The 11,249-nt window shown below is 68.0% G+C and carries 12 protein-coding genes; 9 read left to right on the top strand and 3 right to left on the bottom strand.

What is annotated here, in order from left to right; all coding sequences use genetic code 11:
* Positions 1-11: 11 nt before the first annotated feature.
* Positions 12-944 carry a LysR family transcriptional regulator gene (locus LJ655_RS25665; RefSeq protein ID WP_230563989.1) on the bottom strand — a complete coding sequence of 311 codons (933 nt, stop codon included), beginning with the start codon at positions 942-944 and terminating at the stop codon, positions 12-14.
* Between the two features lie 101 nt (positions 945-1,045).
* Between LJ655_RS25665 and LJ655_RS25660 the strand changes: the two genes are divergently transcribed.
* From LJ655_RS25660 to LJ655_RS25620, 9 genes are all read left to right on the top strand, one after another.
* Positions 1,046-2,359, top strand: a complete 1,314-nt coding sequence (locus LJ655_RS25660; protein ID WP_230563988.1) for a YbfB/YjiJ family MFS transporter — start codon at positions 1,046-1,048, stop codon at positions 2,357-2,359.
* A gap of 87 nt (positions 2,360-2,446) precedes the next feature.
* Positions 2,447-3,478 carry a threonine aldolase family protein gene (locus LJ655_RS25655; protein WP_230563987.1) on the top strand — a complete coding sequence of 344 codons (1,032 nt, stop codon included), beginning with the start codon at positions 2,447-2,449 and terminating at the stop codon, positions 3,476-3,478.
* A gap of 49 nt (positions 3,479-3,527) precedes the next feature.
* Positions 3,528-4,058, top strand: a complete 531-nt coding sequence (locus LJ655_RS25650; protein WP_230563986.1) for an NUDIX domain-containing protein — start codon at positions 3,528-3,530, stop codon at positions 4,056-4,058.
* Between the two features lie 64 nt (positions 4,059-4,122).
* Entirely contained in the window at positions 4,123-5,271 is a 1,149-nt protein-coding gene (locus LJ655_RS25645; protein WP_230563985.1) for an iron-containing alcohol dehydrogenase, read from the top strand.
* Between the two features lie 17 nt (positions 5,272-5,288).
* Positions 5,289-5,738: an acyl-CoA thioesterase gene (locus LJ655_RS25640; RefSeq protein WP_230563984.1), complete on the top strand. Its 450-nt coding sequence runs from the start codon at positions 5,289-5,291 to the stop codon at positions 5,736-5,738.
* 4 nt (positions 5,739-5,742) lie between these two features.
* Positions 5,743-6,681 carry a branched-chain amino acid ABC transporter permease gene (locus LJ655_RS25635; protein ID WP_230563983.1) on the top strand — a complete coding sequence of 313 codons (939 nt, stop codon included), beginning with the start codon at positions 5,743-5,745 and terminating at the stop codon, positions 6,679-6,681.
* Positions 6,674-8,011, top strand: coding sequence for a branched-chain amino acid ABC transporter permease (locus LJ655_RS25630; protein ID WP_230563982.1), 1,338 nt, complete (start codon positions 6,674-6,676; stop codon positions 8,009-8,011). Before LJ655_RS25635 ends, LJ655_RS25630 begins: the two co-directional genes overlap by 8 nt.
* Positions 8,008-8,808: an ABC transporter ATP-binding protein gene (locus LJ655_RS25625; RefSeq protein ID WP_230563981.1), complete on the top strand. Its 801-nt coding sequence runs from the start codon at positions 8,008-8,010 to the stop codon at positions 8,806-8,808. Before LJ655_RS25630 ends, LJ655_RS25625 begins: the two co-directional genes overlap by 4 nt.
* Complete coding sequence (locus tag LJ655_RS25620) at positions 8,805-9,530, top strand: ABC transporter ATP-binding protein (protein ID WP_230563980.1); 726 nt, start codon at positions 8,805-8,807, stop codon at positions 9,528-9,530. Before LJ655_RS25625 ends, LJ655_RS25620 begins: the two co-directional genes overlap by 4 nt.
* Before the next feature lie 9 nt (positions 9,531-9,539).
* On the opposite strand, the gene iolB is transcribed toward LJ655_RS25620, so the two are convergent.
* Positions 9,540-10,340, bottom strand: coding sequence for a 5-deoxy-glucuronate isomerase (gene iolB / locus LJ655_RS25615; protein WP_230563979.1), 801 nt, complete (start codon positions 10,338-10,340; stop codon positions 9,540-9,542).
* Complete coding sequence (iolE, locus tag LJ655_RS25610; protein ID WP_230563978.1) at positions 10,337-11,245, bottom strand: myo-inosose-2 dehydratase; 909 nt, start codon at positions 11,243-11,245, stop codon at positions 10,337-10,339. The genes iolB and iolE overlap by 4 nt, the downstream gene beginning before the upstream one ends.
* Positions 11,246-11,249 lie beyond the last annotated feature (4 nt).

Here is an 11,249-nt window from a genome sequence, read left to right as displayed (position 1 = left end):
GAAATCAACGATCAGACAACCTTTGCATCCGCCGACGCCGCCTCCCCGCGCGGCGGATCGCCCTCGGCGGTCCCGTCCCGCGACGCGACCAGCGTGCGCCGCAACGCATTGAGCGCCGACGAAAAATGCCCGCGTCGCCAGACCAGCAGCGTGTCGAGCGTGCCAATCTCGGGCAACTCGTGCACCGCGATATTGCTCGTATCGCTGCGCAGATCGAGCACCGAACGCGGCGCGACCGCGACGCCCGCGCCGGCCGCCACGCATGCGACGATCGCGTGATACGAACCGAGTTCCAGCACGCGCGCCGGGCGCACGCCGTGATCCAGGTACCACTTTTCGATATAGGTGCGGTAAGCGCAACCGGCCTCGAAGGCGATCAGCGTCGATAGCGCGATGTCGCGCACCTCGTGGATCGGCCGATGACCCCGCGGCGTCAGCATCACGAGTTCCTCGCGGAACACCGGCTCGGTCTCGAACAGGTCGCCGAGCGAGGCGGGATCGAGCGGCGTGGCGACTAGTGCGGCATCGACCTCGAACTCGCGCACCCGCTCGATCAGCTTGCCGGTCGTGCCGATCTCGAGTTCCAGTTCGACCGCAGGCCATTGCTGATGATATTGCGCGAGCAGGCCCGGCAAACGCGTCGCCGCAGTACTTTCCATTGCGCCGAGCCGCAGACGGCCGCTCGGACGATCCTCGCGCACCGCGTGGCGTGCCTCGTCGGCGAGCGCGAGCAGCCGCTCCGCATAGGGCAACAGGGTCTCGCCGGCCGGCGTCAGCACGAGGCGGCGGCCGTCGCGGATGAACAGCTCGGTGCCGAGCTGTTCCTCGAGTTGCTTGATGCGCGTGGTCACGTTCGATTGCACGCGATTGAGCTTCGCCGCGGCACGGGTCACGCCGTTTTCGCGCACGACCGCGCGAAAGATGGTCAGAGCGGCCAGATCCATGATTCTCTCCTGGCGATTGATGTCATCATTATTATTCATTTTTCGTGATGAAAAGGTCAAGCTACGATCGATTCATGTCATCGTCGTTTGGGCGTCCGATCATGAATGACCTAGCCTCCCACGCGCACCCTCGCATCCACGAACCTCACGCCGCCCGGCGCGCGGCGCTTGCCTGCATGGTGACGCTGGCCGTCGCGCTCGGCATCGGACGTTTCGCTTTCACGCCGCTGCTGCCGCTGATGCTGCACGGCGCCGCGCTCGGCCAGCCGCAGATCGATATCCAGCACGGCGGCTGGCTCGCGTCGTTCAATTACGCCGGCTATTTCGCCGGCGCGGTGTCGTGCGCGGCGCTGCGAGCCGATCCCGCGCGCATGGTGCGCGCCGGGCTCGCCGCGACGGTGCTGCTGACGCTCGCGATGGGCGTCACTAGCCAGTTCTGGGTGTGGGCGCTGGTGCGCTTCGTCGCCGGCGCGGCGAGCGCATGGACCTTCGTGTTCGCGTCGCAGTGGGGCTTGCGGCGGCTCGCCGAACTTGGCGCGCATGCGTGGAGCGGGGTCATCTATACCGGGCCCGGCGTGGGCATCGTCGCAACCGGCCTGCTGGTCAGCGTCGCGAGCGGTTATGGCGCGGTGGCGGGTTGGATCGGCTTTGCGGTGATCGGCGCCGTGCTGTCGGCGTGGATATGGCCAGTGTTTGGCGATGCGCCGCGTTCGAGTGCGGCGAGCGCCGCTGTCGCAAGCGCAGCCCTCGCAAAAGCTGCCAATGGTTCGCGCATCGGCGCAGGCCAGCCGCCCAGTCCGGCCGGGATTCGTACTACCCCCGTCACACACCGCGCCGACGCCTTCTGGCTGATCCTGCTCTACGGCATCCCAGGCTTCGGCTACATCATCACGGCGACGTTCCTGCCGGTCATCGCGCGACACGCGTTGCCGGGCTCGGCGTGGCCGGACCTGTTCTGGCCGATGTTCGGCGCGGCGCTGATCGCCGGCGCGTTGCTCGCCGCGCGATTGCCCGTGCATTGGGACAACCGCGCGCTGCTCGCGGGCGCGTATGTGCTGCAGGCACTCGGCATCGCGCTGGGCATCGTGTGGCCGACGGCGGGTGGTTTTTCGCTCGGCAGCATCCTGATCGGCCTGCCATTTACCGCGATCACATTGTTCGCGATGCGCGAGGCGCGGCGTCTGCGCGGCGACGACGCGGCCGGACTGATGGGTTATGCGACGGCAGCCTACGGCATCGGTCAGATCGCCGGTCCGCTGGTGGCCGCGCCGATTGCGGCGCACACCGGTTCGTTTTCGCCGGCGCTGTGGCTGGCAGCGGGCGCGCTGCTGGCCGGGGCGGCGGGCCTGACCGCGGTGACGCGGATGCCGCTTGGCCGGGCACGGGGCCGCATGCCGGATTGCGGCTGCAGCTAGCACCCAAAAACAAATCTCTCACGAGCGCACTAAAATGACCGCTTTCCGTCATTCCCATGCGCCTGTCGCCGGGTGCGTCGCTCGACCATGCAGCATTTCGCGTCCGACAACTACGCCGGCATCTGTCCCGAAGCGCTCGACGCGCTGATCGCCGCCAACAACAGCGGCCACGAGCCGGCCTATGGCGACGACTCGTGGACCAACCAGGTTTGCGACCGTCTGCGCGACCTGTTCCAGACCGATTGCGAAGTGTTCTTCGTGTTCAACGGCACGGCGGCCAATTCGCTCGCGCTCGCGTCGCTATGCCAGTCGTATCACTCGGTGATCTGCCATGAACTCGCCCACATCGAGACCGACGAATGCGGCGGTCCCGAATTCTTCTCGAACGGCTCCAAGCTGCTGACGGCGCCGGGCGTCGGCGGCAAGCTCACGCCCGATGCGATCGAGGCGATCGTCACGCGGCGCGCCGATATCCACTATCCGAAGCCGAAGGTGGTGACGCTGACGCAGTCGACCGAGGTCGGCACCGTCTACAGCGTGGAGGAAGTGCGCGCGATCGCGGCGATCGCGAAGCGTCGTCATCTGAAGGTGCACATGGACGGCGCGCGCTTTGCGAACGCGGTCGCCGCGCTCGACGTCCATCCATCGGAAATCACATGGCGCGCGGGCGTTGATGTGCTGTGCTTCGGCGGCACGAAGAACGGCCTGCCGGTCGGCGAGGCGGTGGTGTTCTTCGACCGCGCGCTCGCCGACGATTTCGCCTATCGCCTCAAGCAGGCGGGGCAGCTTGCATCGAAGATGCGCTTCATTTCCGCGCCGTGGCTCGGCCTGCTCGACAACGACGTGTGGTTGCGCAATGCGCGTCACGCGAACGCGATGGCGCGTCTCCTGGAGACGCGGTTGCAGGAAATCCCCGGCGTGAGCATCATGTTTCCGGGCGAATCGAACGCGGTGTTCGTGCAATTGCCGCCGCGTGCGGCGAAGGCGATGCGCGCGCGCGGCTGGAGGTTCTACGAGTTCATCGGCGCGGGCGGTTGCCGGCTGATGTGCGCGTGGGACACGCAGCCCGACACGGTCGAGCGTTTCGCCGCCGACGTGCGCGAGCTGTGCGCCGCGTGAACGGCAACGACATAAACGAACTAAAGAGACGAAAGAGACGTTCCCCGCCATGACCGAGTACCGATTCTGTCCCCGCTGCGCGAAGCCCCTGACCGAGCGCATCGACCCTCGGCACGAGGGCGGCCGCGTGCGTCAGAGCTGTCCCGATAGCGGCTGCGGCTACGTTCATTGGAATAATCCGCTGCCCGTCGTCGCCGCGATCGTCGAGTACGAGGGCAGGATTCTGCTCGCCCGCAATGCGGCCTGGCCCGAGGGCATGTTCGCGCTGATCACCGGGTTTCTCGAAAGCGGCGAGACGCCGGAACAGGGCATCGCGCGCGAAGTGCTCGAAGAGACGTCGCTGCACACGGAGTCGGTCGAGCTGATCGGCGTGTATGAATTCATCCGCAAGAACGAGCTGATCATCGCGTATCACGTGAAGGCGCATGGGACGATCGCGCTGTCGCCCGAACTGCTCGAATACCGGCTCGTCGAGCCCGCCAAGCTGCGGCCGTGGCGCGCAGGGACCGGCCAGGCGCTCGGCGAATGGATGCGGCGGCGCGGCTTGCCGTTCGAATTCGTCGAGCGGCCGGGGCAGTGAAGCGCTGCGCCCAGCGAGCCGCAACTCAAACCAGCACACGGCTAACTCAGGGAGAAGCAACGGCATGGCCTACATCTACTACCTGACCCACATTCATCTGGGCTATGAAGCACTGTCGCAACTGTCGTCCGAATGCGCGCGCATTGGCATCAGGCGGCCGCTGGTGATCAGCGACAAGGGCGTCGTCGCGGCCGGCATCGCGCAGCAGGCGCTCGACGCGCTCGAGCTCGGCGACGTGCCGCTCTTCGACGATACGCCGTCGAACCCGACCGAGGCAATGGTGCTCGCGGCGGCCCAGGTGTATCGCGACCAGCATTGCGACGGGCTGATCGCGGTGGGCGGCGGTTCGTCGATCGATCTCGCCAAGGGCGTCGCGATCGCGGCCACGCATCCGGGGCCGCTCACGCAGTATGCGACGATCGAAGGCGGCAGCGCGAAGATCACCGACGCCGTCGCGCCGCTGATCGCGATCCCGACCACGGCCGGCACCGGCAGCGAAGTCGCGCGCGGCGCGATCGTGATCCTCAACGACAGCCGCAAGCTCGGTTTTCACTCGTGGCATCTGCTGCCGAAATCGGCGCTGTGCGATCCCGGCCTCACGCTCGGCCTGCCGCCTGGTCTGACCGCCGCGACGGGCATGGACGCGATCGCGCACTGCATCGAGACTTTCCTCGCGCCGGCCTTCAATCCGCCCGCCGACGGTATCGCGCTCGACGGACTCGAACGCGCCTGGGCGAGCATCGAGCGCGCGTGCGCGGACGGCAACGATCGCGAGGCGCGCCTGAACATGATGAGCGCGTCGATGCAGGGCGCGATGGCGTTCCAGAAGGGCCTCGGCTGTGTGCACTCGCTTTCGCACCCGCTGGGCGCCCTGAAGGTGAACGGCCGCACCTCGCTGCATCACGGCACGCTGAACGCGGTGGTGCTGCCCGCGGTGCTGCGCTTCAACGAGCGCGCGCCGAGCGTGGTGGCCGAGCGGCGCTATGCGCGCATGCGTCGCGTGATGGGGGTGCCCGAGCATGCGGATCTCGCGCAGGCGCTGTTCGACATGACGGCGCGCCTTGGTCTGCCGACCGGCTTGAGGCAGATGGGTGTCGACGAAAGCATGTTCGACAAGGTCGTGCAGGGCGCGCTGCTCGATCATTGCCACCGCACGAATCCGCGCGAGGCGAGTGCCGACGACTATCGCCGCATGTTGACCGAGTCGCTGTGACGCCATCACCAAATCCGATGAACAAACCCGCCCCCGCCGGCCGCGCAGCGTATCCGCATTTCCTGCCGATCACCACGCGCTGGATGGACAACGACGTCTACGGCCACGTCAACAACGTCGTCTACTACAGCTATTTCGACACCGTCGTGAACGACTATCTGATCCGCGCGGGCGTGCTCGATGTCGAGCACGGCGCGACGATCGGGCTCGTCGTCGAGACGCAGTGCAATTACTTCGCGCCGCTCGTGTTTCCCGATCGCATCGACGCGGGCTTGCGGATCGCGCGGCTCGGCACGACGAGTGTGCGCTACGAGGTGGGGCTGTTCCGCGACGGCGAGGCCGAGCCCGCCGCGCAGGGGCATTTCGTGCACGTCTACGTGGACCGTGCGACGCGTCGTCCGGTGCCTCTGCCCGCCGAACTGCGCGCGGCGCTCGAACCGCTGCGCGTCGCCGGTCAGGCGGACTAGACGCGTGCAGTCGTTCATCGTCACTGTGCTCAACGGCCTGAGCTACGGGCTGTTGCTGTTCATGCTGTCGGCCGGGCTCACGCTGATCTTCAGCATGCTCGGCGTGCTCAACTTCGCGCATGCGAGCTTCTACATGCTCGGCGCGTACGTCGGCTTTTCGGTGGCGGCGCGCGGCGGCTTCTGGAGCGCGCTGGTGGTCGCGCCGCTCGTCGTCGGCCTGATCGGCGCGGCGCTCGAGCGCTGGCTGTTGCGGCGCGTGCGCGGGCACGGCCATCTGCCCGAGCTGCTGCTGACCTTTGGTGCCGCCTATCTGCTCGGTGAACTCGTCAAGCTCGGCTGGGGGCTCAGCCCGCTGTCGGCAAGCATTCCGGCCGTGCTCGACGGTCCGCTGTTCTCGCTGTACGGCGCGGTTTTTACGCGCTATCGCGCGTTCATGATGGCGGTGTCGCTTGCCATGCTCGCGGCGCTCGCCGCGATGCTGCGCGTGTCGAAGACGGGGTTGATCGTGCGTGCCGCGCTCACCCATCCTCAGGCCGTCGAAGCGCTCGGCCACAATGTGCCGCGCGTGTTCACCGGCGTGTTCGCGGCCGGCACCGCGCTCGCCGCGCTCGCGGGCGTGATCGGCGCGCCGCTCTTCGTGATCGAGCCGGCGATGGCGGAGTCGCTCGGCTCGATCGTGTTCGTGGTCGTCGTGATCGGCGGGCTCGGTTCGCTGAGCGGGGCGCTCGTGGCATCGCTGCTAGTCGGGTGCGTAGAGACGCTGGCGGTCGCGAGTAACGTGTCGTTGGGCGACCTGGTGTCTCTCGCGGGCACGGTGCTGCCGCCCGAATGGGACGCGCTGACGCTCGCGCAACTCGCGCCGCTGCTGCCGTACCTGCTGCTCGTCGCGGTGCTGGCGGTGAGGCCGCGCGGGCTGTTCGGACGGCGCGACGATCATGCGTAAGCAGGGCGGGTCGCCGATCCTGGCGGAAAACGGGGCGCCGCCTCGCAGGCCCGGGCGCGCGCTCGCGCCGTGGCTCGCGCTTATCGCCTTTCTCGCCGTGCCGCCTTTCATCTGGCCGCATAGCTGGCTGCTCGCCTACCTCGCGCAGAGCGCGACGATGATCGTGTTCGCGCTGTCGTACAACCTGCTGCTCGGCGAGACCGGGTTGCTGTCGTTCGGGCATGCCGCGTATGCGGGGCTCGGCGCGCTGATCGCCGCGCGCGTGTTCAACGCGGGCGGCATGCCGCTCGTGCTGCTGCCGTTCGCGGGTGGCATCGGCGGGGCCCTGTGCGGCGTGTTGTTCGGCTTCATCGCGACACGCCGCGCCGGTACCGCGTTCGCGATGATCACGCTCGGTCTCGGCGAGCTCGTCGTCGCGGCCGCGTGGACGCTGCCGGGCTGGTTCGGCGGCGAGGCGGGCGTCGCGATCGATCGCGCGAGCGGCCCGCCCCTCGCCGGCTGGAGCTTCGGCCCGGCGCGCGAGGCCTATGCACTGATCGCGCTGTGGTGTGTCGTTGCGAGTGTCGCGATGTTCGCGCTGTCGCGCACGCCGTTCATACGGCTCGCGAACGCGGTGCGCGACAACCCGGCGCGCGCGGCGGCGATCGGCTGCTATCCGCGGCGGATCCGCTATGGCGTGGTCGTGCTGTCGGCGTTTTTCGCCGGCATCGCGGGCACCTTGGGGCTGATCAATCTCGAGCTCGTGTCGACCGAGAGCGTCGGCATGATGCGCTCCGGTGCTGTGCTGATCGCGACCGTGACCGGCGGCACGGCGGCGTTTTTCGGACCGGTCGCGGGCGCGATCGTGCTGACGTTTTTCAGCGTGCTGGTCGCGAGCGTCACACGGGCGTGGCTGTTCTATCTGGGGCTGTTCTTCGTCGTCGTCGTGATGGCGGCTCCGGACGGGCTCGCGGGCTTCGCCGCACGGCAGACGGCGCGGATTGCGGCCTACGGCTGGCGAGGTTGCCGCGCCGCGTACCTGTGGAGCGCCGCGGCGGCGATGCTGTGGCTCGCGGCCATCGTGTTGGCGGTGCAGTGGGCCTATGCGGCGCAGTTCGGCGCGCACGAAGGCGCGGCGTTGTACGCATGGTTCGGCGCCGGTGCACCAGCCGCGACGGATGTCACCGGCGCGCCGCGGCTATCGACGCTCGCCGTCGCGCCGTTGACTCTCGCGCTTGCGCTCGGCGTGCTCGCGGCACTGGCCGCGCTGAGCACACGCCGCGCGCTGCGCGCGCATGCCCGCGTGACTGCCCACGCGCACGCGGCACGATCCACCGGAGCCGCGCGATGATCCCCGCACTCGCGCTCTACGGCATCGAAAAGCGCTTCGGCCCGACGCCGATCCTGCGCGGTGTCGATCTCGAGATCGAGCCGGGCGAGCGGCACGCGCTGATCGGCCCGAACGGCGCGGGCAAGTCGACCCTGTTCAATCTGATCGGCGGCGGCGCGCGGCCGAACGCGGGGCGCATTCGCCTGTTCGGCGCGGACATCACGCGGCTCGCACCGGCCGCGATCGCGCGCCGCGGCCTCGCGCGCAGCTTCCAGAGCACGAGCGTGTTCGCGCGGCTGTCCGTGTTCGACAACCTGCGCTGCGCGGCGCAACTCGCCGAGCGCGATCGCACGCGCTGGTGGCAGCGTCTGACCGGCGCGGCCGCGGTCGATGCGCGCGCCGCCGAAGTGCTCGACGCGGTCGGCCTCGGCCCGCGCCGCGGCGTCGCGGCCGGCACGCTCAGCTACGCGGAGCAGCGTGCGCTCGATCTCGGCATCGCGCTCGCGAGCGGCGCGCACACGCTGCTGCTCGACGAACCGACGGCGGGAATGAACCGCGCGGAAGCGGCGCGCGCCATCGAGCTGATCCGCGACATTACCGCGGGCCGCACGCTGCTGATGGTCGAGCACGACATGGACGCGGTGTTCGCAATCGCCGATCGCGTTTCGGTACTGGTGCAGGGGCGCATCATCGCGAGCGGGACGCCGGCCGCGATTCGCGCGGACGCGGCGGTGCGCGCGGCGTATCTGGGTGAGCGCTTCGACCGGAGCCCGGGCGCGCCGACCGGCGATCAAGCCGGCAAGGACGCCCGCCGATGAGCGCGCTGCTCGAGATCCGCAACCTAAACGCGTGGTATGGCGCGAGCCAGGCATTGCACGGCGTCACGCTGGACATCGGGCCCGGCGAAGTGGTCGCGCTCGTCGGCCGCAACGGCTCGGGCCGCTCGACGCTCGCCCGCGCAATCATGGGCCTCGTGCATTGCGAGGGCGAACTGCGCTTCGCTGGTTGCTCGCTCGCCGGTCTGCGCACATTCGAAATCGCGCGGCTCGGTCTCGGTTATGTGGCCGAGCATCGCGACGTGTTCACCGGGCTGAGCGTCCACGAAAACCTGCTGCTTGGCGTTGGGCCAGCAACCGTCTCGCGCGTGCGCGGCCGCGCGCCGCGCTTCACGCTCGCCGACGCCTACGCGCTATTCCCCGTGCTCGCCGAGCGCAAGCGCACGCGTGCCGGCGCCCTGTCCGGCGGCGAGCAACAAATGCTCGCGCTCGCACGGGCGTTGCTCACAGACCCCGATCTGCTGCTGATCGACGAGCCCGGCGAAGGGCTCGCGAGCCTCGTGATCGAGCAGGTCGCCGATTGTCTGCGCGCGTTGCGCGAGCGTGGGGTCGCGATCCTGTTGATCGAGCAGCGGCTCGTGATTGCGCAGGACATCGCGAGCCGCGTCGCGGTGATGGGGCATGGCGAGATCGTGTTCGACGGCGCGCTGGCGTCGTTTCTGTCGCGTGATGACGTGATGCGCGAGTGGCTCGGAGTGGGCTGACGCGCGCGCTCAGGCATCCTTGTTGATGATCCATTCATGCGCAGGATCGTTGCGGAAATGCCAGACCCGCTGGCTGCCCGCCATCACGTTCAGATAATACGAGTCGTAGCCATAGGGCACGACGACGGGATGATAGCCGCGCGGCACCATGACCACGTCGTGATCCTCGACGGCCATCGATTCGTCGATATCGCGTGAGTCGGTGTACACGCGCTGGAAGGCGAAGCCTTGCGGCGGATCGAGGCGGTGGTAATAGGTTTCTTCGAGCGAGCTTTCGTGCGGAATGTTGTCGGTGTCGTGCTTGTGCGGCGGATAGCTCGACGCGTGACCGCCCGGCGTTCTCACTTCGACCACCAGCAGCGATTCCGCCGGCTCGGTCTGCGGAAGAATATCGCAGACGTAGCGCGTGTTCAGCGACTTGCCGCGCGTCGAGCGCTTCATCGAAGCAGGCTCGATCAGCCGCGAGGGATACTCGCCTTTGGCCGGCGCGCTTGCCACGCCGAGCTCCGCGTCACGGCACGCGCGCACCGTCGCGCGAACGTTGGGCGGTAAATACACCGCGTATGGCGCCGCATCTTCGAACACGCTGTCGCGCGAACCGAGCGAGCTCCACGTCGTGTCGGGCGTTTCGACATCGACCGCGCCGTTCAGTACGACGATGCAAACTTCGCGCGCCGGCTCGAACACATGCACCACCTCATTCACGCCGAGCCGGTACGCGGCGAATCCCACATAGCGCCAGCAGGCCGACAACGGCGTGACGCGCGCGATCGTCTGGCCTTCGCGCTCGGCCTTCACCAATAAACTCATGCTGCCTCCTTGCCGAGCGGCGCATCGACGAGCGCCCGCAACGTGCTATATCCCTTCTGCGCATACTCGAACGACGGCGCGACGACCGGGTCCTGTTCCGCTTCGACGACCAGCCAGCCGCAATAACCATGCCGCTTCAAACGGTCGATGAGCGCCGGAAAATTCACCGCGCCGTCGCCGGGCACCGTGAATGCACCGGCGAGCACCGCATCGAGAAAACTCCAGTTGCGATTGCGCGCGAGCTTCATCACCGCAGGGCGCACGTCCTTGCAATGGACGTGGCACACGCGCGCGATGTGTTTGTCGAGCACCGCCACCGGATCGCCGCCCGCAAACGTGATATGCCCGGCGTCGAACAGCAGGCCGACGGCGTCGCTCGTGCGCGCCATCAACTGATCGACGTCGGCCGGCGTTTCGACGTACGCGCCCATATGGTGATGATAGGCGAGCCGAACGCCGCGGCTGAGCGTATAGCGTGCGAATTCATCGACGCGTGCCGCGTACGCGTCCCATTGCGCGTCGCTGAAAAAACGCGGCCGCTGATACAACGGGCGCGGCGCGCCCTGGGTCGAATCGGCGACTTCGCCATACACCATCACGGTCGCGCCGTTCTGCGCGAGCAACTCCAGATGGGGGCCGACCGCGTCGATTTCGTCGGCGACGCTGCGCTTGGCCAGTTCTCCGGAGTACCAGCCGGACACGAGCGCGAGGCCGTATTGCGCAAGCAGCGTCTTCAGCGCCTTCGGCTCACGAGGAAACTTGTTGCCGAGTTCGAAGCCCTCATAGCCGATCCGCCTGCCTTCGGTCAGCGCGACTTCGAGCGGCGTCTCGCCACCGAGCGACGGAAGGTCGTCGTTCATCCACGAGAGCGGGTTGATACCGATGCGTACATCGAAAGCAGTCATGCTG

Origin of the sequence: Paraburkholderia translucens, from assembly GCF_020881035.1 — a bacterium.
In the GTDB taxonomy this organism is placed as follows: domain Bacteria; phylum Pseudomonadota; class Gammaproteobacteria; order Burkholderiales; family Burkholderiaceae; genus Paraburkholderia; species Paraburkholderia translucens.
Note: the sequence above shows the minus strand (reverse complement) of the source record. Positions and strands in the feature narration are given on the sequence as shown.

Excerpts from the sequence above, each read along its gene's own strand:
- LJ655_RS25665 (WP_230563989.1), bottom strand. The coding sequence starts at position 944 with ATGGATCTGGCCGCTCTGACCATCTTTCGCGCGGTCGTGCGCGAAAAC.
- LJ655_RS25660 (WP_230563988.1), top strand. The coding sequence starts at position 1,046 with ATGAATGACCTAGCCTCCCACGCGCACCCTCGCATCCACGAACCTCAC.
- LJ655_RS25655 (WP_230563987.1), top strand. The coding sequence starts at position 2,447 with ATGCAGCATTTCGCGTCCGACAACTACGCCGGCATCTGTCCCGAAGCG.
- LJ655_RS25650 (WP_230563986.1), top strand. The coding sequence starts at position 3,528 with ATGACCGAGTACCGATTCTGTCCCCGCTGCGCGAAGCCCCTGACCGAG.
- LJ655_RS25645 (WP_230563985.1), top strand. The coding sequence starts at position 4,123 with ATGGCCTACATCTACTACCTGACCCACATTCATCTGGGCTATGAAGCA.
- LJ655_RS25640 (WP_230563984.1), top strand. The coding sequence starts at position 5,289 with ATGAACAAACCCGCCCCCGCCGGCCGCGCAGCGTATCCGCATTTCCTG.
- LJ655_RS25630 (WP_230563982.1), top strand. The coding sequence starts at position 6,674 with ATGCGTAAGCAGGGCGGGTCGCCGATCCTGGCGGAAAACGGGGCGCCG.
- LJ655_RS25625 (WP_230563981.1), top strand. The coding sequence starts at position 8,008 with ATGATCCCCGCACTCGCGCTCTACGGCATCGAAAAGCGCTTCGGCCCG.
- LJ655_RS25620 (WP_230563980.1), top strand. The coding sequence starts at position 8,805 with ATGAGCGCGCTGCTCGAGATCCGCAACCTAAACGCGTGGTATGGCGCG.
- iolB (WP_230563979.1), bottom strand. The coding sequence starts at position 10,340 with ATGAGTTTATTGGTGAAGGCCGAGCGCGAAGGCCAGACGATCGCGCGC.
- iolE (WP_230563978.1), bottom strand. The coding sequence starts at position 11,245 with ATGACTGCTTTCGATGTACGCATCGGTATCAACCCGCTCTCGTGGATG.